Below are 24057 nucleotides of genomic sequence, written 5' to 3'. Positions count from 1 at the left end.
ACAATGAAAATTATTTTTGATGAATATCTACCCAAATGGAATTATCGTGCAGTTCCGACTATTTAGCAGACGCTAAAATTATTAAATTTTCATTCCTAAGTAGGTGGAAATAAACATGACCTGGGGGATGCCCGGTTTTGCATTAATCATAAACTGACCGCTAGTATAGATCATTGCCTTAGGGGTCCCTAGGATATTTTATTTTTTGTCGAGTCTGTCTACTTGTTAACTAATAACTTCTGACGAAAGCCGCTTCTTCTCAATATATTGCTGGTGGTAATCCTCTGCCATATAAAATTTACCAGCAGGTTTGATTTCGGTGGCAATATCTTTGTCGTATTTACCGGAAATTTGCAATTTGTGTTTGGAGAGGCGAGCGGCTTTTTCTTGTTCGGAATTGTGATAAAAAATCACAGACCTGTACTGTTCGCCTCTGTCGCGGCCTTGGCGATTGAGTTGGGTAGGATCGTGACAGTCCCAGAATACATCTAGCAGTGCTTCGTAACTCACCTGCGATCGATCGTACTCTACCAGCACGGCTTCAGCGTGACCGGTCACTCTGGCGCAAACGTCGAGGTAGCAGGGATTGGGCCAGTGACCTCCGGTGTAGCCCGCAGCAGTCGAGACGACACCCGCAACGGCGCGAAACTTGTGTTCAACTCCCCAAAAACAACCGGCGGCAAATGTGGCTTTTTCCATTGTGTTACTCATGGTATTGGCAGAAAACTTGGCACTAGGTTATGCTTGACATATCCCCATCAGTGTGCATTCCCAAACTAATCGTGGCTGTACGTAGTTTAGCAAATATTGTCGCGCTTTTTCCAAGGGCTCTAAGGGCGATCGACTAATTCCTCCTGCCAAAAATTGCTGCCAGTAACAGTGCTGTAAATAATCGATTAACCACAACTGAGATTCAGTATCTAAAGTTTTATCAATTTCCTTGGCCAATTCCAAAGCAGACCGCAGATTTTGAGGCAACTGCTTCACCTTTTGCAGCAAATCATCGGGTATTGATTGCAGTTGCTGCCAAATAGCAATTGCCTCCCCAGGACTTCCCTGAGCCATCCCCATTACCTCGGAATGATCTAAAATCTCCGCGAATCCCGCTTGCTGCAAGACTTGCCCCATTGCTTCGGGATTCAGCCGAGAAAACTGGATTTTTTGACAACGGGAAATCAAAGTTGGCAGCAAAACTTCTACTGTCGGAGCAATTAAAATTAGCGCTGCTTTACCCGGTTCTTCCAATGTTTTTAACAAGCCGTTAGCGGCTCCCTCACCCATTGTTTCTGCCTGTTCCAAAACTACGACTGAACGCGCAGCTTCTAGCGGTGGTCGGCTGAGAAATTCACCGATTTCTCGAACTTGTTCTAAGCGAATTTGTGGGGGTGCTTTCCGCTTTAAACCGGCTTCCTCTGCTTCCTTTGTCGAAAGCCGTTTACCTTGGTTCATGTAAGTTGGTTCAACCCAAAGTAAGTCTGGATGATTTCGCTGCCTCACGCGATTTTGCACGGAGGTTATCGAGATTTTTTCGGGAAGATTGGCTGAAAAAAAAAGCTCTATGAAACACTGAGCCGCTAAACTTTTGCCGATGCCGTTAGAGCCGACAAATAAATAACCAGGAGCAACTCGGTTTCTCTCGACTGCTTGAGTTAGCAATTCTACTGCTCGCTCTTGTCCGATTAATGAGGTAAAATAATCCATGTTTGCGGAAGAAGGAAGAAGGAAGAAGGAAGAAAATCTCGGGTTTCAGCTATTCCGAACATTCTAACCGTCGGGAGCGGCTGCTATAATACCAAAAAGTTATTGTGGTTTAACGGACTTCAAAATAATTGCTTTGAGTTAAAAATGTTAAATTGTAAGTTGCCGGAGCCGGACAGGGTATTGCCCTTTCCCTACAGATTATGTAGCGCTATTTTTCAGAATTTGTATTATTTAAATATCCCCAAGCTTCTAATCGGCGAGTTACAATAGCTTGAATTTCCTGAGCGACCTCATATTCAGGCCGATCGGCATTTATCCGGACAATTCGAGATTTATTTTGCTCGGCTAACTCCGCAAAACCTTGCTGCACAAGGTGGTGAAACTTCAAATCAGCTTGCTCGATCCGATCGCACCCTCCCCGAGCCCTTACTCTCGCCAAACCCGCCTCCACATTAATATCCAGCCACAAAGTCAGATCGCTTTCCAAGCCGCCGGTGGCAATTTCATTCAACTGTTTAATTAAATTTAAGTTAAGACCGCGGCCGTAGCCCTGATAAGCAATCGTAGAGTCAGTAAAGCGATCGCATAAAACAATCGTTCCCTTCGATAACTCGGGTTTGAGACAAGTTTCGACGTGCTGAGCGCGATCGGCAGCGTACATGAGTAATTCTGCTCGATCGCAGATTAATTCCCCCCCATCTTGTTTCAGCAGCAAATGTCGCAGTCCCCTTCCCAACTCAGTACCCCCCGGTTCGCGAGTAGCCACCAACCCGACTCTCAGAAAGCAACTTGCTTGCAGCCAATGTATCAGCCCCTGCATTTGCGTAGTTTTACCCGCACCTTCAACCCCCTCAAACACGATAAGTTTGCCCTTCATGGCCCTAACTTTCCACCTGAATAAAATAAATCCATATTGTTCTGTGCATCTTTGCTAGGTTCGGTATGATAATAAAGTCTAAATGCCTCACGGCTGGAGTTGTCTATGGCTCGCTATACTGGTTTTTTTATCGTTGCCGTTCCGATCGACCGTCTCCGTCAGTCCCTGATTGAAATTTTAGAGTCATGCAATCTTGATATTATCTACAATACAGGAGATTCCCTCATGGCTCGCGAGCTCCCCGGTCAAGTTTCGATTGCTAAACTTGTCACCGCAGAGGTCCTAATTGAGAAAAACACGGCTAGCGACTCAGAGGTTCGCATGAACTTCGTGATTAAAAACGAGGAACTGCCACTGCAAACCAACAACCACTGCCGTCAAATGTTCGAGCTAGTGAGTCGTTCGGTTATGAACAACAATAATTGGCGACTCTTGGAAAGTATGGCACTGTAGCCATATCAGTCAGTCGATTTTAGATTTTAGATTTGAGATTGACTCTACAGATGAATCTGGGGCATCGAACTAACATCGAAACTTTTTTGCTATCGACGGATGGTATCAGGGGCTTATATCCATCCTTGAGTGAGGTCATTAGTCATTAGTTCCTAGCTTATGGCTGATGACCTCCGATTTTTATCTGCAAGGGATAAATTTAACCTCGAAATCCCCGGCGCAAAAACAAAGAATTTGTAACAACGCTAACAGAACTAAACGCCATAAATGCGGCGGCCGCCGCAGGACTGAGTAGAATTCCGGTTGCAGGCAGCAAGATACCCGCTGCAACCGGAATTCCCAGAGTATTGTAACCAAAAGCCCAAAATAAATTTTGGCGAATCTTGTTGAAAGTAGCGCGCCCCAGCTCTATCGACTCAACAACATCCATCAAAGCATTTCGCATCAGCACAATTTGAGCAGTCTCAACTGCTACATCAGTGCCGCAGTGCAAACCGATACCGACATCAGCTTGAGCCAAAGCCGGGGCGTCATTGATGCCATCCCCCACCACAGCCACTTTACAGCCTTGGGCTTGCAAAGTCGCGATCGCCCGAGCCTTCCCCTCCGGCCGCAAAGAGGCCAAAACATCAGCCGCCGTCAAATCTAGCTGCTGCGCCGTCGCCGCCGCCGCCGACGCCGTATCCCCCGTCAGCATCATCACCCGCAATCCCATGCCCCGCAAACGTTCCACGGCCGCCTTAGCATCCGGCCTCAGAGTATCTTTTAGCCCGATTACCCCCAGCAAAACGCCCTCAGAAGCCACGTAAACCGCCGTTTTGCCTTCCATTGACTCCGACAATTGCGTCGCCACAGCGACCCCCTGCTCGCTCATCCACTGAGCATTCCCCGCGAACACCCGCCGGCCCTCCACCAAAGCAGAAACCCCGAAGCCCGGTTCCGTGCAGAAATCCTCAGCAGCTAGCAGCGGCAAACCTTGCTGTTGAGCTTCCAGCAAAATCGCTGCGGCGATGGGATGAGAAGCGCCCCTTTCCACCGCCGCCGCAATTTGCAGCAGTTTTGAGTCAACCGCACTTGCAGAAACTCCATCAATTGTGGAACAAACATCAGGGCTGTTTCCCACATTAATATCTGAGTTCAAATCCAACTCCGAATTCTGGAAAATCGGCAAATAATCTGTGAGTGTGAGATTTCCGGTTGTCAGAGTGCCAGTCTTGTCAAAAACCACCGTATCTAATTGATGCACCCGTTCTAAAACATCACCACCGCGAATTAAAAGCCCGCGCTCCGCGCCGATGCCAGAACCGACTAAAATTGCAGTTGGGGTAGCCAGTCCCAAAGCGCAAGGACAAGCGATGACTAAAACTGCGATCGCCAATTTCAAACTCAAAAGCAAAGGCGATTGATAATGGGTAATTGGTAATTGGTAATCGGTAACTGATAATTGATTTCCCATGCCCAATGCCCCATGCCCCATGCCCATTGCCCCGTGTCCCATATTCATTGCCCCCTGCCCTAAAAGCACAGAAGGCCAAATATGAGTGCCGGCAAAATACCAAAATAGGAAAGTTAAAACCGATATCGCCATTACCCCATACACAAAATATCCCGCGACAGTATCAGCTAAATTTTGAATCGGCGCTTTGCGAGTTTGGGCTGCCTGCACCAAAGCCACTATTTGAGCTACAGTTGTTTCCTTACCGGTGCGAGTTGCGCGCATCACAACTGCCCCGGATTTATTGATAGTTCCCGCCGCCACTGTATCTCCTGGTTGCTTCAAAACCGGCATTGATTCGCCAGTCAGCATCGACTCATCTATCGTTGTTTTGCCTTCGCAGACTTCACCGTCTACCGGTATTTTTTCCCCGGGCAAAACTTGCAGCCATTCTCCGACTCGGACGCGATCGGCTGGAATTTCAATGTATTGTGGACTGTAGACCTCTGATGTCGAAATTAAAGGCAATTCTTCCGATCGCAAATCTAAACTCGGGAGTTTAAAATCAACTAAGCGGGCTTTCGCCGGCTGCAATGCGATTAAAGCTTGCAAAGCTGATGCAGCGCGCCGTCTGGCTTGCTGTTCCAGAGTTTTGCCCAACAAAATAAAGCCCAGCAGCATCACCGGTTCGTCAAAAAAACACTCCCATCCCATCCGTGGAAACAGCAGCGCCGCGTTGCTAGCGGTGTAAGCTGTGACAGCGCCTAAAGCTACCAAAGTATTCATGTTCGGTGCATTTCGCCACAAACTGCGACACCCGTCAACAATAATCGGGCGGCCCGGAAGCAGCAAAGCTAGGGTGGCGAGTCCCCAGTGAAACCAAATATTGGTGAGAATTGGGGCTTTTGTGCCGAGTACGTGACCTAAACCGGATAGAATAATGAGGATAAGGGCGATCGTCAATTGCTTGATTTGCTGTCTAATTTCTTGCCGCCGCCGTTCAATGGTTGCCGCTTCTGCTTCCCGCTGATTTTCACCTAAACGAGACTGAGAGGGAAATCCATTATCAGTCAACTTTTTCGCTAAAGCCTCTGCATCCACAGCCCCCGGTTGACACTCAACCGTCGCGACTTCTACGGCCAAGTTAACGCAAGCTGAAATGACGCCTGAATACTGCATGAGTTGGCGTTCCACAGCTTTCGCGCAGCCGGCACATTTCATCCCGCCGACATCCAAAGTAACAAGTTCGGGCGATGATTCTTTAACTGGTATGATTTCTGGTTGAATTTCGGGGATTGTTTTGGCGAAAAAGTGCATGGTTTTTTTGTGTATTGATTAGAACATTTCGGTGCTTCTGAAAGCGTTTAATGCACTGTTTAGACAAATGTCTATATTTTTATCATAGATAAATATTGTGGCATCTTCCGAAAGTGTTAGTTTTTTTTTAATTGTTATTTATTCCATGCGGTGAAATCCGCAGTCCCGCAGGGGTTAAAACAACTGTCGGACTGGGGGTTTAATGCTAAGACACGGCTTGGACAGGTCGCCGTGGCGTTTCCCTACTTGATATAATGAGCGAATTGCTTAGTTAGTATCCAGCTTTTATTTGACGACTCGATCTATGACAGCCACACCAAAATTTTATATAGTCAAACGTCCTGCAGGTAATTGCGAAATTTTGCCGTTGGCGGAGCCCTCGCAGACGATCGCCCAACTAGAACAACAAAACCCCAGTATTATTGAAAAGTGGGGCCCTTACGATTCGCCCGAAGATGCCATCGCCCGCCGCATCGGATTAATTCGCGCCGGCAAATGCCAGCCGCAATGACCAAGGAATTCTTGATAACTCTCTTCTCATCATCTGCGTGAATCTGCGTCCATCCATTGTCATCTGCGGTTTACATTCTCTTTTTTTAACCGCAGATGAGGGCAGATTAACACAGATTAACGCAGATCAATTAGAGCGATTTCGGAATTCTTGATATCTCTCTTCTCATCATCTGCGTGAATCTGCGTCCATCCATTGTCATCTGCGGTTTACATTCTCTTTTTTTAACCGCAGATGAGGGCAGATTAACACAGATTAACGCAGATTAATTAGAGCAATTTCGGTGCTACCGGATTGGAGATGACTCGCAAGGACGGATTGCAAAAAATAGCGAAGCATTCGAGTTTAAAATCTTGGCTTTTAGCCGTAAATCTTCCCCCGAATGCTTTTTTTTACTGAAACCCTACACAGCTTTTCTACTTAGATTTAGAAGGTGCTGCACTCGGTTTTGCTTGCGCCGCATTCGGTTTGGGTGGCGCTGCATTCGGTTTCGACGACGCCTTATTGTTCCCTGTTTTACCAGTAACTTGCTGTGTCAAAACTTCCATAGCTTTTGCGTACTGCGGATCGGCTGTGGTAGCAATTTTATCGCGATCGCGCCTCAATTCCTGTTTTTGCTCGTCGGTGAGTTCTACCTTATAATCCGGTTCAATCCCGGCGTGGTTGATATCAGTGCCGTTGGGAGTAAAATACTTGGCAATTGTCACTGCTAAACCGGAACCATTTCCGACGCCGCGTACTGACTGAACTAAACCTTTACCAAAGGTCTTTGTTCCTACCAAAACCGCGCGTTTGTTGTCTTGCAAAGCACCGGATAGAATCTCGCTAGCACTTGCTGAACCGCCGTCTACGAGTACAACTAACGGTTTGTCTGTGAGCTCTGCTTTATTTGCTGTTTGTTTATCGGCCTCACCGACTCGATCGACTGTGGAGACGATCGTACCTTCTTTGAGCCACATCCGAGCAATTTCAATACTTCCGTACAGCAACCCGCCGGGATTGGAACGCAAGTCTAAAATATAGCCCGTCACTTTTTTCTCTTCTAAATCCTTAATTGCCGATCGCATTTCCGATGCAGCATTCGCACTGAACTGATTTAAGCGAATATAGCCGACTTCTCCGATCGGGGTTTTCTGCACTGACTTCCGCACTGGATGAATTTCTATTTTAGCGCGTTTGAGCTTAAAGTCTAATTCCTTGCTTCCCCGCAAAATCGTCAGCGTCACCTCTGTATTCGCCTGCCCGCGAATCAAACTTACCGCTTGATTCGTATCCATGCCTTCTGTGCTTTTGCCGTCTATCTTAGTAATGATATCTTTTGCTAGGATACCAGCAGTAAAAGCCGGGGTATCTTCGATCGGCGAAATCACTGTCAACTTCTTCGTTTCTTCATCTTGAGTCAACTGAATCCCTACTCCTGTCAGTTCCCCAGAAGTTTCAACCTGCATATTCTTGAACTCTTCAGGGTCCATAAACCGCGTATAAGGATCGTCCAGCTTTTTCAGCATTTCCCGAATTGCTTTGTAAGCTTCCTCGTCGCTGGTATAGGTCCGATTCAAATAATCATTCCGCACCGCTTTCCAGTCAACCTGGTTAAAAGTGCCATCTACATAACTTTTGTCAATAATTTGCCAAACTTCATCAACCAACTCTTTAGGGCTTCCCCGAAAAGAAGCCAGAGATTTAGAACTGCAACCAGTGTTCGCAAGAGTTACAGCAGTGAGTACCACCGCTGCTGCACTTAGAACAAGCCCTCGTTTTGTTATAACCATTTGTCTGACGCGCCGGAGGAAAAGAGTTCAGAATAATTACGCTCAATCTAACACAGGCAAGGCCCGCTCGCGTTTGGCGTACATATATTATTCCACTTTGCCGAGTTCTATTCAGGGGCCCCTCAGGGTGCCCACCCTGAATAGAACTCTCACTCTTTGTGGAACAGGCCCTGCAGCTTCTGACAAGGGTGCTCTTCAGTCGGTTTAAACCGACTTCAGCTATGAGACAGGGGTTTCAACCCCTGTTGGACTGTCGGACTGTCCAACTCTAACAACAGAGAAAGAATCGGCTAAGGATCGACCCAGCGATCGTCCGATTTAATCAAGTCTATCAATTCTGCTACTCCTCGGTCTTCGGGGACTTTCTTAATTTCTTCCCGGCCCCGGTACAGCGAGATATAACCCGGTTGCTTCCCGACGTAGCCGTAGTCAGCATCAGCCATTTCTCCGGGCCCATTGACAATACAGCCCATTACTGCTATATCCAAACCGGTGAGATGCTTGGTCGCCTCTCTCACTTGGTGTAACACTTCCTCTAAATTAAACAAAGTGCGACCGCAGGAAGGACAAGCGACATACTCAACCATCGTTTTCCGCAGTCCCAAGGCTTGCAGAATGCTGTAGCAAACCGGAATCTCCTTTTCAGGGGCCTCTGTCAGGGAGACGCGGATGGTGTCGCCGATGCCGTCAGCTAACAAGGGTGCCAGGCCTGCGGTGGATTTGATGCGGCCGTATTCGCCGTCTCCTGCTTCCGTGACGCCGAGATGCAGCGGGTAATCCATGCCGAGTTCGTCCATCCGGTGCACCATCAAGCGGTAAGCAGCCACCATCACGGGCGCGCGGGAGGCTTTGAGGGAAATTACGATGTTGCGGAAGTCGAGGGATTCGCAAATTTTGATGAATTCCAGGGCGGATTCTACCATGCCTTCGGGGGTGTCGCCGTAGGTAAACAGCATCCGTTCGGCGAGGGAACCGTGATTGACGCCGATTCGCAAAGCTTTGTCTTGGTCGCGCAGGGAAACCACCAGAGGTTCCAGGGTTTCGCGGATTTTTTCGCCAATTTCGGCGAATTCGCTGTCGGTGTATTCGCTTCTGTCGGCTTTCGGCTTCTCGAACACGTAGAGTCCGGGATTGATTCTCACTTTGTCTACGTGTTTGGCGACTTCGAGGGCTATTTTCATGCCGTTGTGGTGGACATCGGCGACGAGGGGCACGGGTTGGTAGGTGGCGTGCAGTTTTTGCTTGATTTCGGCTAAGGCTTTGGCGTGGGCCATGCTGGGCACGGTGACGCGGACGATTTCGCAGCCTATCTCGTGCAAGCGCCGAATTCCGGCGACTGAACCGTCGATGTCGAGGGTGTCTTCGTTGATCATCGATTGTACGACGACGGGGTTGCCGCCGCCGATCGTGACGCTACCGACTTTGACGGGTCGGGTTTTGCGGCGTTTGATGGTGGTGTCGAAGATTGGTTGGCTAGATGCGCTTTTAGTTGGATTTGGTAGAGTTTGCATAAGTGATTGCTAGTGTTCTGTTACCAAGCTCTATAAAATTCTGTTTCCTATTTTTCAGGTTGCCATAGAAAGGGTCTGTTTGGACAATGAGGTTTTGCGATTTAGGATTTGGGATAAAAATGCTCGCCTACCTCCCACTCACATGATGTCGGTTGGGTTCGTCGTGTTACGCAGGCATCACCGGGAACGCGAAGATAGGTTAATGAAGATTTTGGCTGCAATTTCTCGTTAGAATCTAAGTTAGAATCTGACAAAATTATATAAATACTTTGGAGTTTTCAGCAGTTATGCCAGATGAAACGATTAGGATTGTGACCAGCGATATTCCGGACGAGTCGCCTCAAGTTGTTACTGCTGATGGTACCAAAAATCTGGGAATGGGGGGAGCACCTTTCTTGGATATGGAACCACTGCCAAAGTCTTCTAAACCGCCAAAAGTTCCCGATGCCGCAGGTCAATTTAGAATTCATAATGTCAGTGTAGAGACATTAGAGCAAGAAATGGCTCATTTGCTGGCAGTTGTCGATCGACTCCTAATCCGCAGTGAAGAGAAGCGCGATCGCAAGTCTAAGATGGAGTTAGACGAAATTGAGCTATCGGTGGAAATTAACGGTCAGGGACAAATTAGCATCCTCGGTAACGGGGTCGCAGCGGGAGGAAAAGGAGCGATAAAGCTCAAGTTTAAACGGGAACAATCAAAGTGAAATGGCGAAAAATTGGGCTGTTGTCATAGGTATTAATGAATACGAACACCTGCAACGTCCGCTGAAATATGCTAAGCGGGATGCAGAATTAATGCGGGATTTTCTCTGCAATGAGGCGGGGTTTGAGAAAGTTTACCATTTCTCGGAAGACTCATCGGAAAAACAGTTGCTGCCTACTAGATCGAACGTGATGCGGTTGTTACACGTTAGGTTTGAACAGCCTTTTATGAGTGCGGGAGATAACTTTTGGTTTTTCTTCAGCGGTCATGGAGTTCGTCAAAATGGGTGCGATTATTTGATGCCGACTGACGGTTTTCCCGAAGATATTGCAAATAGTAATATTTCAGTTAGTTATATTATCCAACGCTTGCGACGCTGTGGGGCTGATAATATTATTTTGATTTTGGATGCTTGCCGCGATGAGGGAAAGTCAGTTGAGGGAATTGGCCGTCAAACCGCCGAACAAGCGCAGCAAATGGGAGTCATCAGCATTGCTTCCTGTAGTCCAAATCAGATATCTTATGAAATTGAAGATTTACAGCAAGGTGTTTTTACTTGTGCGTTACTAGAAGGATTGGGTAGTCAAGGTAAATGTGCGACTGTTGAACGATTGAATCAATATTTAATTCATCGAGTACCCGAACTCAATCGCCAATGTGGGAAACCCAAGCAAACACCTCTGACTATTGCTGAACCTATTGAAAAATCTCACCTAATTCTTTTGCCGAAATACGCCACTTTAGCTGATGTCGATAAGCTTAAGACTGATGCTTACAGAGTTGAAGTCAACAAGAATCTAGAATTGGCAAAACAATTGTGGATTCGGGTGTTAGCTGCATCTCCGGCCGATATGGAGGCTGTGGAGGCAATAGGAAGAATTGCTATTTCACAGAAACAACAAGGATCTATACCATATCAACCGAGTTCGGAAAATCGTGCTAAAACCGAAAAATCCCCTCAACCTGCACCTTCTAATTCTACTCCTATTGAGCCGAATGTTCCCGTCAAGTCAGAACGCGGAGTAGACTACACTAAGTTGCGCGATTTACTGGCAACTGGAGAATGGAAAAAGGCAGATGAGGAAACGGCTACAAAAATGCTGGCAGCAGCGGGGAGAACAGAGGAGAGGTGGCTCAGAATTGAAGATATTGAGCGATTCCCCTGTGAAGACTTACGAACTATTGACCAACTTTGGGTAAAATACAGTAACGGACGTTTCGGCTTTTCGGTGCAGAAACGCATCTATGAAAGTCTGGGGGGAACAAAAGATTATGATAATAAAATTTGGGAAGCTTTTGGCGATCGGGTAGGTTGGCGTGTGAATAACGAATGGTTGCACTACAACGAATTAAAATTTAACACCAAAGCACCAGTGGCACACCTCCCAATGGCGGGAAGGTGGCGGGTGGAGTGGGTGGGGGGTTTGGTTACTCTTCTCTCGCGTCGAGACTTGTAGAGTGTAACATCTAAAGGTTTCAGAACTTTGTTAACTACGGATAGATTAAAGCCACTCGAATAAAATGATAGAAAAAGGTGTAACAAGTGCCAGACCTTTCAATCCCTCGAAAGCTGGCGGAAAGATTCTCAACTTATCTTATCAAAATGTTAAAATTACTAATAAAGGCGTTGGCTTAGTTGAACCTCATGTTCGCAGATTTAATCCTGTTGGTGAAGCTTAGCTAAGAATGGTTGAAAGGTTAAGACGTATCAACACCCAAACCCTTGTAGCTGAGCCTGTTGATTTACGATTTTATACTCACGAGTTACGCGAGTATCTCAGGTATAAAAAGCTTGGCTACCCAACGGAACAACCCGCTGACCCGGATCAGGCTTATCAACTTGGAAACAATGCTCACACAGCTACTCTTGAAGATTATAAATTAAAAAAAGGATTCGGCGTTTTATTTCCTCCGAGCTTAGAGGAATTTTGATGAAAAACCTAACTCAATTAACCCAGCTTGAATTAGTGCTGCTGGAATTAGTAGCTAAAGGTCAAGGAAAGTGGAGTTGGTACGAACTCGCGAATGCACTTTCCCGTCGAGATGTACCGCGAGAACCTGACATGATGGTTGTCTTAAAAAAAACTGGCTGCTAATGGCTTGGTTAAACGATATGTAGAAACAAATTCGCCTCGCGACAGATGGGAATTGACGCCAGAAGGGTCTATTGTGTTTGCCAACGCAAAAGCAGATAGTCAAAGCAGAATTATACGTTATGCAATTGCTATCCAGAAATCAGAAAGCAATTATTCTGCTTATGTTCCAGATTTACCCGGATGCGTAGCAACAGGTACAACTATTGAGGAAGTCGAACAGCAAATTAAAGCAGCAATAGTTTTTCATTTACAAGAGTTGCGTCAATCTGGTTCGTCTATTCCTGAACCGAGGACTTTATGCAAATATGTTGAAGTTTAACTTAGAAAGCAGATTTGTAGTTTGCATTAACAATCAAGACTATCAAGCATCATTGGAAGTGCGAAAAATCTACCAAATAATACCGGATAATTGCGCTGCGGAGCATCAATTTATCCGAGTTATTGATGAATCAGGCGAAGATTATTTGTATCCAGTCGCGTATTTCGTGCCGATAGAATTGCCGAAAGCCGTATAAGCAGTGTTTGCACAGACAAAGGTTATGTAAGGGCGGGTTCACCAACCTCTATGTTTATAAACAGCAATCTCAATCAACCTGCCCCGCCCAATATGGTGTTACAATAAATCAACCTGAGTCTTAACATCGCAAATGTATGACAGCTAAAATACACATCAGCAAATTAGGTAATTCCTTGGCTTTGCCAATACCAGACTACATAGTAAAGTTTCTCAACCTTAAAGCCGAAGATTCAGTAATTTGCAGTATAGAAAATGGGAAACTGGTCATAGAGCCTGTAAATAATAAAATATCAAAGTATACCCTAGATGAATTATTGGCAGGCGAAATAGAATCTAGCCAAGAAGTCTCTTGGGGAAAACCAGAAGGAGAGGAAGTTTGGTAAACTATATCCCCGAACGAGGTCATTTTATTCGCCTCAATTTTGACCGTCAAGCAAGACACGAACAAATGGGGACTAGGCCTGCACTGGTTGTGAGTCAAACTAAATTTAACCGAAAAATGGGGTTTGTGTTCGTCTGTCCCATTAGCAACACACAACGCAAAAATCCGTTTTATGTTCCCATTCCAGAAGGTGAAGCGATAACAGGTGTAATTATGACGGATCAACTCCGTTATGCAAGATTATCGCGCAAGGCAGGCAAGTTTTCTTAGTGAATGTCGATCGGATATAATTGAGGAAGTTTTGAGGCGAATTCAACCTATTTTGTTTGAGAATATGACTGTTGATGAATAGTTAATCAAATTATAAACTAGATTTGTAGTTGGCATTAAGCATCAAGAGTATCCAGAAATCTCTCTCGCGGATGATGCGATCGCCCTTCCTCCCCAGCAAAACTACAAAATGTACTGGCAAATCCCTTCACAGACCCAGGCTCAGCATTTAAAGCATCGGAGGTTTTCCATTGGACGATCGCACAAACGCACCAACCACTGCAGCTAACAACCGCCGACCTCTAATTATCGCAGGAATTCTCCTGGGTATCGGTCAATCCGGCTTTTTTGACGGCATTGTGCTGCACCAACTCCTCCAGTGGCACCATATGTTTAGCAGCGTTAAAACCGATACTACCGTTGCCGGTTTAGAATTAAATACCCTCGGAGATGGTTTGTTTCACGCTGCGGATTGGTTGGTAACAGTGGCGGGAATCTTCTGTTTGTGGGGTGCGGTGAAGCGCAAGGATGTTCCTTTGTCAACTCAAACTTTTTTTGGTTCAATTTTAATTGGTGCTGGATTGTTTGACTTTGTTGAGGGCATTGTTGACCATCAAATTTTGGGAATCCACCACGTCAAACCCGGTATCAACGAATTAGCTTGGGATTTAGGATTTCTCGCTTTCGGTCTTATTTTAGCGTTCTTAGGTTGGATGCTGGTACAGAGTGAAGTCCCCCCAGATACTAAAGTTTAAATGAATGCATAGATTGGGAATTCTACCAAATCTGCGTTAAAAATACCTCAGCGAAAGCATCCAGGATACAAGCCCCCGGATTCATCCGTGGGGTCAATGCTTCAATCTAAAATCTAAAATCTAAAATCTAAAATCGATTGACCGAAAGCATCCAGGATACAAGCCCCCGGATTCATCCGTGGAGAAATACAGCATTTTTTAGGTAAGTGAGGTACATAGCTTTCGATAGAGGACACGGCAGTGCCGTTTCCCTACAGCTTGCGATCGCTTGACGGGTGTATTTCATTAACGTGGAATCTGCTGTAAAAAACGTGTATCTGATAAACAAGCCCCCGAATTTATCCCTGGGGTCAATGCTTCAATCTAAAATCTAAAATCTAAAATCTAAAATCGATTGAGTCTCTGTTTAACTCCTCAGTTCATCCCGCCGCCGCATCCAACCACGCAATCAAATCCTCTTGATTCCTAAAATCCAACAAAGCCTCTCCCAAATCATCTAACTGTTCCCCAGATAACCCCTGGATGCGAGTTTGAACTTCCTGTGTAACATCACCCACCCGTCGCACTATCTGACGCATAATTAATCCTATTTCTCCCTCAATTTTACCCCTTTCGATTCCTTGTTCGATTCCTTGTTCGATTCCTTGTTCGATTCCTTGTTGTATTCCCTGTTCAATCCCCTGTTGTATACCAATTTCTATCCCTTTCATCACAGACCCGATTTGGTCTTGGATAAACATCTCTCGTTTTTCTACATCATTCAATTCCTCAACTGTCAAATTTGCTCTATTGGCAATTTCCAGCGCGGTATTAATCTCTTCAATAGACCCCAATGTATCTGGTACTGCTTCCAAAGAGGGCGCGTTTTTCATAAAGTAAATCCATTTTTCCGGCAGAGTTTCGAGTTCGTTCAATTCTTTTTTGAATTTCGGTAACTCGACAAACACTAACTTTAACTCGCAGTTGGGATAGACGAATTTCTCTTCGGTTTCTGTAAATTCAAAGTTAGAGATTAGTTTTTCGGTGTTTTCAAATAAGATAAAGTCGGTGATGGTTAAAGCAATGACCGGATTTAACTTTAAATAACCTTCTCCGGCTTTGAGTTGAGTAGAATAGGTTTTGGCTGCATTGTAGACTACCCGTTTTTCAAAGGCGGCGACGTTGAGTACCTGCATTTCCACAATCACGGTTTTGTTCCCGGTAATCTTGGCTTTGACATCCAGGTAAGTGTCTTTCAATCCTGTAACGCTTCCTGCTGAATAAGGGTCAATGATTTCTATTTCTTGGATTGTTGGTTCTCCGTTATACAGCATTGCATTTAGGAAGCTGATTAAAATTTCAGGGTGTTCGGAAGATCCGAATATTCTTTTGAATGCAAAGTCTGTTTTGGGGCTGATGAAACGCATATATTTTATAGGATTTTTTTTATTAACCGCAGAGGGCGCTGAGGACACTGAGGAGGAGAAAAGAGGGGAAGATGGATATTGACAAATATTGGAAGGGTTGGGTTTTGTTGTCTCAACCCAACCTATTATCTGAATGCTTTTATCAGCCTGTGGCTTGAGTAGTAGCATTAGGGGACATGACTAGCTTTCCAGTTATATCCATAGTTGCAAGCTTCAGCACTTCATTAAAAGCTAAACCCCGAATTTTGAGTTCCCACCTAATGCCTTTTGCTTTCATTCGCTTGGCTTTCCGCATATCGACATCAGCAGCTTTTTGATGCAAAAGCAAATATTTCATTGCTGCTGTAGCTTCTACTTTTGTGGGAAATGCAATATAGGTGAGAAATCCGCCGTCCCAGTGATTGGCGTTGCGGACGCTGCTGATAGTCGCAACTCTCGGACTAAAGCGGTTCCAGTAAAAGTCGCTGTAGCCGATCGACTTTGTATTAACTTGGAGTTTGTTTGCCATTTGACTTAACTCCTATAACCTTGTGTGCGGGGTTGGCAGTACCAATTTACTGCTGTTACTATTATAGCAAATTAATTGGGTATGGGATATGGGGTATGGGGTATTGCCATTATTATGTTCGGTTATACCAATTTAAAAAAGTCTTGCTACAGTCCTTAATTTTATGTCAATTATTAAAAGTCGCCTCGCCTCGCACCGGACACGGCATTGCCGTTTCCCTACATAATTGGGATTATATCGCTAGGGATATACGGTGGCATGGCAAAATATGCGATCGCTTCACTCCGCTTTCGCTGCTTTCGCAATGACAATTAATGACCGAAAGCATCTAGGATACAAGCCCCCGGATTCATTCCGAAAGCAGACTCAGGACCGGTGAAATAAAAAACCTGTATCCGATGAAAATTGCCTAACGTATTTATCCGTGGGGTCAGTCGATTTTAGATTTTAGATTTTAGATTTTAGATTTACCCCACAGATAAATCTGGGAGCTTGAACTAGGCTCTAAAATTTTTATCTTTCCACGACTGAAGTACGTGGCACGGTATCCGTTTTTGGGCAGGGTCAATGCTTCAATCTAAAATCTAAAATCTAAAATCTAAAATCGATTGGCTGTTGGCTGTTTGCTGATGCCTAAAACCTCAATTCATATTCAGCAGTGACGCGATTGTCTCCTTGAAAATTACTCGAACTCCTGAGTAAAAGTTTATCGCTCAATCGATAGCGCACTGTAAATTCAGTCGGTTGATTTGCTGACAAAACTCGAATGATTGATGCTGAAATATTCCGCGTGATGTCAAACCCAACTTCTAAACCTAAACCCAGAGAACCCGCAGCCGAACTGGAACTAGCAGTTTTTGCTTCGTTGCTTCTAATTCGAGTAGGAAATAAGCGAACTTCGCTCAATCCTGTGGCGTTACTAATCGCAGATTGAAGGTTGTTCAATAAACCCGCACCTGCTAAATTTGCGATCGCCAGCGTACTGTCTCCCTGTCCCAAAGTCTGCACGAAACTGCCGCCCAACAGCGCTACAATCTCTGTTTCCGATCGACTCGGAGAACTCCTCAACTCCAGACTTTCCGCCAACTGAGAAGCCCTTCCCCGCACTAACGCTTGAACTCGCACACTCCGCACGCTGCCCAAAGCTGTCGGTTCGTCTGTTATTTCAGAGGCTACAGATGTGCCGGGAGTGCGGAACCGCGTTACTTCCTGCACCGAACTTGCTAATCTCACATCCAGCGTCGGATCGAGTCTTTGTGCTGGTACAAAGGTAGCAGTCTGCGGATATCCTCGATCGAGTTTAAACTGCGTCGTAAACAAATTCACTGACCCGGAAGTCAACCGAATCGTACCCTCCGGGCGAAGGTCATCTAAAGTTCCATTCACCGTCAAGCCCCCAGTCGCCTGAAAACTCAATATCGGCGCACTCGTTACCCGAATTCCTCGGCCCAAATTCAGCCGCAAATCGTTTAATCCAACTTCAAAGGAAGGGGAAGGAGAAGGGGTCGTCGGAGTCCCCGCAGAAGGAGAAACCTCATTCGTAGGGGAAGCAGAAGGAGAAACCTCAGTCGCAGGAGTATCAGAAGCAGAAGAGGCAGAAGCTAACTCTGTGGTGCCGCTGGGACTCCGGAGAAATACTTCACCGTTGTACAGTTCAATATTACCGCTCAACTGCGGGCGGAAAGCCGTGCCCCTTGCCTGCACTTGACCGACTACGCCGCCGCGGTACAATCCTCTGAGGTTCAGTGCCAACTTGTCTAAATTCACAGCCAAAGGATTAGCCGCATCGACATCGCCCTCCGCAAAAGGCACAGACAGCGGAATCACGCCAGCAGCCACAACTTGTCCCTGACTCAACTCTCCCCGAATTCCTTCTACCCGAATCCGATCGCCCTCAAAGCGCACCGTCCCAGTCAGCCCTGTCAGCGGTTCTGGGAAGGCGATCGCCCGAACGGTTGCATTTTCAAAATTTGCAATTCCTTGCGCTACAGGCTGTTGCAGCGTTCCTCCCACGCGAATTTGCACCTGTCCCTTGCCACTGACCCACGCAATTTGCGGAGTCAATACATTAATAATTGCCAAACCTTCATTTTGCAAATTCGCCCTCAAATCGATTTGATTGCTGTCAGCTTTCACCGCTGCAAACGGCAACTCAAAAGGCAAACTTCCCTGCACTTCAATCGGTTCGGTTTGAGTTACCAAAGCGCTGCCGCCAAAATTCAGGCGGGCATTGCTGTAACTGAAACTGCCGTCGGCTTGTTTAATCGGTTCTCCGTTTAGCGTGCCCTCAAGCAAACTCAATTCCCCGGTGGCTTGCGGGTTTTCCAAACTGCCGGCCAAATTCGCGCGCAAATTCAAATTTCCCGTGACATCCACAAAAGGCAATTCCACCACTTTTGCTAACTCTTGCACCGGCACATTTTCTACCCGCAACTGCCCGGATTGAGCTTTTTGCCCGAGTTGTCCCGAAAAGCCGATCGCACTTTTTCCCGATCGAATTTCCAAAGGCAAAACAGTTAAAATCCCGTCCTGAAAACTGCCTTCAAGGCTGAACTGTTCGGCGACATATTTTCCCCACTGCCAGTTATCGCCTTTGACGTTAAATTGAGCTTGCACACCTGTTCGCAAGGAACCGGCGACAGCAATTTCTGCGCCAAAAGTGCCTTGCAATTCAGATAAGGGAGGCAATTTTTCTGAGGCTTTTACTGCCTGCTGCTGCTGCAAAATTGTTTCTATTTCTGCCAAGCGGCGCAACTGTTCGATTAGCGGGGCTTCTGGTTCTCCGACTGCTACAGTTTGCACGTCGCCACTGTCACCGTAAACGGGAGGTTTTAGGCCTCTGGCCAAGTCGCCTATGTTGAAATATTGCAAAGCGGTTAAAATCTGCTGCAAATTGCCTTGCTGTACGTTAACTTTCCCTTCAAATTGCGGGTTGGCGCCTGTTTTAACATTGCCGGAAATTAAGTATTGACCGCTGCCTTGGCGGAAAAGTCCGTTTGTGAGACTGGCGCTGCCGTTAGCGTAGCTGAATTCGGCTTGGAAACTGTCACCTTTAATGTAGCCGATCGCCGGTTGGGCGATCGCAATTTGTCCGCTTGCTTGCAAAGTCGCCGGATTTAACGGCATCTTCCAACCGGGCACATTCACTTGTCCCGAAACCGTGCCAGTTATCGGCCCCAAACCGGCCTCTTTCCCCGGTGCGAGATTCAAAGCAGCCAGGGGAAAATCGCTTAAATTAACTCGCAAAGTTTCTCCCTCGGTTTGGCCGCTAGCCACGGATTCCCCGCGTTGAATTAAGAAAGATGTCGGCAGAAAAGATTGATTTAAAGCTACTTCGATTTTGTCGCTGGCGCCGGCTAAACGCAAATCTACACTTTTCCCAGCATCCGCATTCACACTCCCCGCCAGTACCGGATCAAAAGCGATTTGATTTACTGCTAAACCCCGCACTTCCACGTCGCCAACTAAGCTGAGGGCGGCGGGGGTTCCGCTGAGGCGGCCGGTAAAATCGACATTGCCGCGCAGGGGCTGGTTTTTCTCTGAAGCATTTTTGACACCCATGGGTGTCAAAAATGCTAACTGTTCTGCTGGTAAGGCTTCCAGGTTAAAGTTGGCGAGTCTGACATCCAAATCTAAGTTGGAAATTGAGGGCACTGATTTACCTGCGAGTTCGACGTTAACAAAGCCGTTTGCTGTCAAACCGGGAGTTGTGGCGTTCTCAATTTCCACCCGTTTGCCGTCCCAATTAAATACTGCTTCAAAAGGTTGTTTCAAAAACGGCAATTCCGAGATGCGGAAACTGCCGCCGGCGCGAACATTTTGTAGGGGCTGTGCCCCCGTGCCCGCCCCAATCGGGCCAGATAAATTGATATTGCCGTTAAACAGTCCTCGAAGCTGGGGGAGATTTGGGGCATCAGAGACTAAACCTTGGGCTTGCAAGCTTTGTTGCTGCGACTCAAATGCTTGCTGGAAGCGACTTAGAGCAATTTGCTCGCCCTCGATTGACGCGCGCCAATTCCCCGATTCGGCGCGGGCTTTAGCATTGACAATTCCTCCGCTGTTGGCGAGTCGAATTTGTCCGTCGCCGTTGGCGGTGATGCCGTTGGCGGTTAGATTGTCTACTGTTCCCAAAATGCGGGCTTGGCCGTCGAGGGTTCCGTCAATTTCTGGCGGTAAATCCGCTGTCAGCAAACCTGTTTGTTTGAGGGTTTGTTCTAAATTACTGATGGCAATTCCGTTCGTTGCAAGGATTGCTTGCCAATTGCCGTTTTCTAATTTGGCAGTAGTATCGATCGCCCCTAGTCGATCGGCCAAAATCCGCGCTTCTCCCCTAGCACTAATTCCCTTGGCTGTCAAGTTGTCCAAACTGCCCGCTGCTTGGAATTGGCCGTTAACTCTGCCGTCGAATCCTTCAGGCAAAGTCGCCGTCAGGGTCAACAGTTGGGTATTGCGGATTGTTTGTTCTAAGCGACTGAGAATAACTCGATCGGCATCGGCGAAAGCTTGCCAGCGTCTGTCTTCTAATTTACCTTTAAAAGCAACAGTACCGTCGGCTATATTCAGTTGGCCGCTGCTGTTGACGGCTATGTCGGGGACGGTTGAATTATCAAGACTGCCGCTGGCTTGAATCTGATTCGATATTTGTCCGTCTAAGGATTTTAGATTTTGGATTTGGGATTTTAGATTGTTGATATTGGCAACTGTTTGGGGATTGTCAGCAGTGAAAGCTAAGCCCACATCTAACAGCGGCAATCCTAAATTTACTAAGCGGCCGATCGAAGTGCGATCGGTTTCTGCTGTTGCTTGCCAGTTTCCCCCTGCCAATTCTCCTTTAAAATTAACATTGTTGTCGGCAAGATTGAGTCTGCCACTGCCGCTGGCATTGATGCTGCTAGCAGTCAAATTGTCAAGACTTCCCGCTGCTGTAAATTGACTCGACAGCAGTCCGTCGATCGATTTTAGATTTTGGATTTTGGATTTGAGATTGTTGAGATTGGCAGATTGCGGATTTTCGGGATTGAAGGCTGAAGCTACATCTAAAATCGGCAAGCCTAAATCTACCAAGCGGTTGATGGAAGTGCGATCGGTTTCTGCTGTTGCTTGCCAGTTGCCCGCTACCAATTCTCCTTTAAAATTGACATTGCTGTCGGCAAAGTTGAGCCTACCGTTGCCACTAACGTTGATTCCAACCGCAGTCAAATTGTCAACATTTCCCCCCGCTTGAAATTCACCTGCTAGCTGTCCATCTAACGATTTTAGATTTTGGATTTTGGATTTTAGATTGTCTAGATTGGCGGGATTTTCCCGTGTTAATAACGGCAACCCAATATCAATCAATTGATTGACAGCAACTTTTTTAGTGTTGCCAATAACTTGCCAGCGACCAGATTCGAGTTCGCCATTAACATCAACAATACTGTCAGCAATATTCAGCGTCCCTTTGCCCGTCGCAGCGATCGCCTTTAAACTCAAATCGTCCAGAGTTCCCGCAGCTTCGGCAGTTCCGCTGAACAAACCGACTAGTTCAGGAGGCAAATTAAGCCCCGGCAGGACTTGCTGCAAACTGTTGAGGGCTACGCGATCGCCCGCAATCAAAGCTTGCCACTGGCGGTTTTTGATCGCAGCCTCCACGTTCACAGAAGCGTCGCCAATCTTCACAACCGTATTTTGCAAATCCGCCGAATTGCCTCCGGCTCGAATGGAACCCGCAGCGGGGAAAGTCCCTTGCGGTGCTTGCCATTGAACTCTAGCTTGAATGTTGTCTAACGGGCCGAAAAGTTGAGCTTTTGCTGAAACACTGCCAATGGTAACAGTAGCAGGAATTGGGAGAGCGTAAATTTGGGCGAGAGCATCTGCGGGCAAGTTTTCAACTTGGAAGTCAAATACCAAACCCGATCGCGAATTCTTACTTCCCAAAGCAATATCAACTTCACCTTTGCCGCCAATTTTACCCCCCGCCGCCGGCACTACCAAAATATCGCTCAAAGTCAAAGCTAAAGAGGAAAACGGGGGAATAGAAGATTGAGAATTTGGAGTTGGGGTTTGAGCCATTCTCCCGCGTTCCAATTTGAAATTAGTGCTAATATTGTTTAATTGCAGTCGATCGACCGTAGCGGGTTTTGTCGAGGCGATCGCACCTGTCAGCACCGGCATAGCAACTGTTCCAGTCAGCTTAGCATCCGCCTTCACTTCCCCCGCCACAGCAACCGGCAATACTACTTTCTGCCCTAACTCAGTCTCCACCGCACTGACAACACTTGCAAAAGTGACTGGTGGCACGTTAGTTGTCAGATTTAAGCTAGCTTGTTGGAGATTAAAATTAGTTCCAGTTGCAACTGTTCCTGCTATTTTCAGCGGAATTAGACCGTAATTAGCCGCTAGACTATCGACAATCAAATTAGTTCCCTGAAACCGCAACTGACCGCTGCTATTTTGTACGATTTGTTTCAGCGGACTAATACTCGCTTGCACTCCTCCAAAACTAGCCGTTCCCACAATTCCCGATACTTTATTGTCTCGCAATTGCACGGTCAAATTGCCATTAGCTAGACCTTTTTGTAAAGCAATGCCCGAAACTTTCAGCAAGCGGACGAGTTCTGGCAAAGGCAAATTTTGACCTTGCAACTGCACGTTAGTTTGAGCCGCAGGTAACAGAGAATCAGCTTTAACTATAAAATTATCGCTGTTAGTAAACTGACCGTTGAGTTCGTACAGAACGCGCTGATTATGGTCGCGAAATAGAGCACTGCCATTTTTCAGACTTACAGAAATCGGAGCCGAAGTTTTCTGTCCGACTGCGGGACTCGGTACCAAAACTGCGCCGACATTTTCAGCTCGAATTGCTTCAACTTCAGTTTTAAATAAACCAGGAGATTTCCGCTCCGCAGTTGGGAGATTAACCCAGCGGCCTTTAGCATCCTGTTCAATATAAGCGCTGGCTTTAACAAAAGTAATATCTAGTTTGAGAGTGCGGTTGAACAGGAGTTGCCCAACAGAAAACTGCACTTCCACTGCTTCTGTAGAAGCGTAATCCGGATCGGTAGGAGTTGCAGGCAAAGTCGATGGGCCAAACCGCAAACTTGTCAGAGAAAATCTCTCCAAACGTCCGACTTGCACAGGCCGATCGAGCAACTGACTGACTTGAGTTTCCACCAAAGGAGCTAATTTTTCGCGCACCCACGCCAGTGCTACCGCCGCCCCAACCAAGGCGATAATGCCCAATCCCGTACCGCTAAGCAGCACCAGACGCCACCAGCGGCGGTGGGGGCGGGGTGCGAGTTGATTTGTGTCATCGTGCGAGTTAGTCATGGGTGTTTCTCAGAGATTGTGAGAATTCAGGAATTGAGGAAATCAGAGGGTTTTAGACAGGTATAAGTTCTGTGATTCGTAACCGTGCCTTCTGCCTTTGGTAGACTCAGGATTGAGCTCGCAAGTGCCGATGGCGCGTTAGCGAAGTCCTCCTAGAGTATTGAACGAAGGCTGATTCATGCCCCCACTCTAGGGTAGACTCCCGAAAGCTTTACCGAACTTAATCAAAACACGCAACACCACCTAAAACCAAGTCCTCCAACTCCCCCAAATCATTTCGCGGACGCCAGTGCAGGATCGGTGGTCAATCAAAAATCAAAAATCAAAAATCAAAAATCCTCTAGATTCCCCCCCCAGTAAAGGATCGGGGGTCAACTAAAAATCAAAAATCAAAAACCCAGTCGCCCACATCCCCCAAATCATTTCCCTCGCGCCGGGGCCCGATCGCTCGTCAATCAAAAATCTCAAATCTAAAATCTAAAATCGTTCGATCGCGCCAGTGCAGGATCGGGGGTCAATCTCCCATCAAAAATCT

Annotated in this window: 21 protein-coding genes; 12 read left to right on the top strand and 9 right to left on the bottom strand. The window is 46.7% G+C overall.

Going from position 1 to position 24057, the window contains the following annotated elements; genetic code table 11:
- Nucleotides 1–225 precede the first annotated feature (225 nt).
- From msrA to tmk, 3 genes are all read right to left on the bottom strand, one after another.
- A complete protein-coding gene (gene msrA, locus QUB56_RS27560) occupies nt 226–711 on the bottom strand; it encodes a peptide-methionine (S)-S-oxide reductase MsrA (protein WP_445243406.1) in 486 nt (161 codons plus the stop codon).
- A gap of 27 nt (nt 712–738) precedes the next feature.
- Entirely contained in the window at nt 739–1701 is a 963-nt protein-coding gene (locus QUB56_RS27555; protein ID WP_332959471.1) for a DNA polymerase III subunit delta', read from the bottom strand.
- 208 nt (nt 1702–1909) lie between these two features.
- On the bottom strand, nt 1910–2578 hold the full coding sequence (tmk, locus tag QUB56_RS27550) for a dTMP kinase (RefSeq protein WP_332959470.1): 669 nt from the start codon (nt 2576–2578) through the stop codon (nt 1910–1912).
- A gap of 105 nt (nt 2579–2683) precedes the next feature.
- On the opposite strand from tmk, the gene QUB56_RS27545 reads away from it, so the two are divergent.
- Nucleotides 2684–3031 carry a hypothetical protein gene (locus tag QUB56_RS27545; protein ID WP_332959469.1) on the top strand — a complete coding sequence of 116 codons (348 nt, stop codon included), beginning with the start codon at nt 2684–2686 and terminating at the stop codon, nt 3029–3031.
- Nucleotides 3032–3230: 199 nt separating this feature from the next.
- On the opposite strand, the gene QUB56_RS27540 is transcribed toward QUB56_RS27545, so the two are convergent.
- A complete protein-coding gene (locus QUB56_RS27540) occupies nt 3231–5783 on the bottom strand; it encodes a heavy metal translocating P-type ATPase (RefSeq protein ID WP_332959468.1) in 2553 nt (850 codons plus the stop codon).
- 304 nt (nt 5784–6087) lie between these two features.
- Here QUB56_RS27540 and QUB56_RS27535 point away from each other — a divergent pair, with 304 nt between their 5' ends.
- Complete coding sequence (locus tag QUB56_RS27535; RefSeq protein WP_332959467.1) at nt 6088–6294, top strand: DDE transposase family protein; 207 nt, start codon at nt 6088–6090, stop codon at nt 6292–6294.
- 416 nt (nt 6295–6710) lie between these two features.
- On the opposite strand, the gene ctpC is transcribed toward QUB56_RS27535, so the two are convergent.
- On the bottom strand, nt 6711–8066 hold the full coding sequence (gene ctpC, locus QUB56_RS27530; RefSeq protein ID WP_332959466.1) for a carboxyl-terminal processing protease CtpC: 1356 nt from the start codon (nt 8064–8066) through the stop codon (nt 6711–6713).
- A 290-nt stretch (nt 8067–8356) separates the two neighbouring features.
- Nucleotides 8357–9577 (bottom strand): (E)-4-hydroxy-3-methylbut-2-enyl-diphosphate synthase, encoded by a 1221-nt coding sequence (ispG, locus tag QUB56_RS27525; protein ID WP_332959465.1) that lies wholly within the window; start codon nt 9575–9577, stop codon nt 8357–8359.
- A 287-nt stretch (nt 9578–9864) separates the two neighbouring features.
- Here ispG and QUB56_RS27520 point away from each other — a divergent pair, with 287 nt between their 5' ends.
- The 10 genes from QUB56_RS27520 to QUB56_RS27475 all read left to right on the top strand — a co-directional run bounded on the left by QUB56_RS27520 (nt 9865) and on the right by QUB56_RS27475 (nt 14300).
- Nucleotides 9865–10281: a Pepco domain-containing protein gene (locus tag QUB56_RS27520; protein WP_332959463.1), complete on the top strand. Its 417-nt coding sequence runs from the start codon at nt 9865–9867 to the stop codon at nt 10279–10281.
- Between the two features lies 1 nt (nt 10282).
- Nucleotides 10283–11737 (top strand): GUN4 domain-containing protein, encoded by a 1455-nt coding sequence (locus QUB56_RS27515; RefSeq protein ID WP_332959462.1) that lies wholly within the window; start codon nt 10283–10285, stop codon nt 11735–11737.
- Between the two features lie 64 nt (nt 11738–11801).
- Nucleotides 11802–11960 carry a hypothetical protein gene (locus tag QUB56_RS27510; protein WP_332959461.1) on the top strand — a complete coding sequence of 53 codons (159 nt, stop codon included), beginning with the start codon at nt 11802–11804 and terminating at the stop codon, nt 11958–11960.
- Between the two features lie 6 nt (nt 11961–11966).
- A complete protein-coding gene (locus tag QUB56_RS27505) occupies nt 11967–12212 on the top strand; it encodes a hypothetical protein (protein ID WP_332959460.1) in 246 nt (81 codons plus the stop codon).
- On the top strand, nt 12212–12376 hold the full coding sequence (locus tag QUB56_RS27500; RefSeq protein WP_332959459.1) for a hypothetical protein: 165 nt from the start codon (nt 12212–12214) through the stop codon (nt 12374–12376). Before QUB56_RS27505 ends, QUB56_RS27500 begins: the two co-directional genes overlap by 1 nt.
- 4 nt (nt 12377–12380) lie before the next feature.
- Entirely contained in the window at nt 12381–12695 is a 315-nt protein-coding gene (locus tag QUB56_RS27495) for a type II toxin-antitoxin system HicB family antitoxin (protein ID WP_332959458.1), read from the top strand.
- The gene (locus QUB56_RS27490) at nt 12682–12891 is read left to right on the top strand and encodes a hypothetical protein (protein WP_332959457.1); all 210 of its coding nucleotides are present in this window, start codon (nt 12682–12684) and stop codon (nt 12889–12891) included. The genes QUB56_RS27495 and QUB56_RS27490 overlap by 14 nt, the downstream gene beginning before the upstream one ends.
- Nucleotides 12892–13027: 136 nt before the next feature.
- A complete protein-coding gene (locus QUB56_RS27485) occupies nt 13028–13276 on the top strand; it encodes a hypothetical protein (protein WP_332959456.1) in 249 nt (82 codons plus the stop codon).
- Entirely contained in the window at nt 13270–13545 is a 276-nt protein-coding gene (locus tag QUB56_RS27480; RefSeq protein ID WP_332959454.1) for a type II toxin-antitoxin system PemK/MazF family toxin, read from the top strand. The genes QUB56_RS27485 and QUB56_RS27480 overlap by 7 nt, the downstream gene beginning before the upstream one ends.
- Nucleotides 13546–13796: 251 nt before the next feature.
- On the top strand, nt 13797–14300 hold the full coding sequence (locus tag QUB56_RS27475; RefSeq protein ID WP_332959452.1) for a DUF2243 domain-containing protein: 504 nt from the start codon (nt 13797–13799) through the stop codon (nt 14298–14300).
- Between the two features lie 419 nt (nt 14301–14719).
- Here the strand turns inward: QUB56_RS27475 and QUB56_RS27470 are convergent, their stop codons facing one another.
- The 3 genes from QUB56_RS27470 to QUB56_RS27460 all read right to left on the bottom strand — a co-directional run bounded on the left by QUB56_RS27470 (nt 14720) and on the right by QUB56_RS27460 (nt 23522).
- Entirely contained in the window at nt 14720–15706 is a 987-nt protein-coding gene (locus tag QUB56_RS27470; protein ID WP_332959451.1) for an Rpn family recombination-promoting nuclease/putative transposase, read from the bottom strand.
- A gap of 142 nt (nt 15707–15848) precedes the next feature.
- Nucleotides 15849–16214 (bottom strand): hypothetical protein, encoded by a 366-nt coding sequence (locus tag QUB56_RS27465; RefSeq protein ID WP_332959450.1) that lies wholly within the window; start codon nt 16212–16214, stop codon nt 15849–15851.
- 633 nt (nt 16215–16847) lie between these two features.
- Complete coding sequence (locus QUB56_RS27460; protein ID WP_332959449.1) at nt 16848–23522, bottom strand: translocation/assembly module TamB domain-containing protein; 6675 nt, start codon at nt 23520–23522, stop codon at nt 16848–16850.
- Nucleotides 23523–24057 lie beyond the last annotated feature (535 nt).

It is taken from the genome of Microcoleus sp. AR_TQ3_B6, from assembly GCF_036702785.1.
In the GTDB taxonomy this organism is placed as follows: domain Bacteria; phylum Cyanobacteriota; class Cyanobacteriia; order Cyanobacteriales; family Microcoleaceae; genus Microcoleus.
This window is presented reverse-complemented; position numbering and strand designations above follow the sequence as displayed.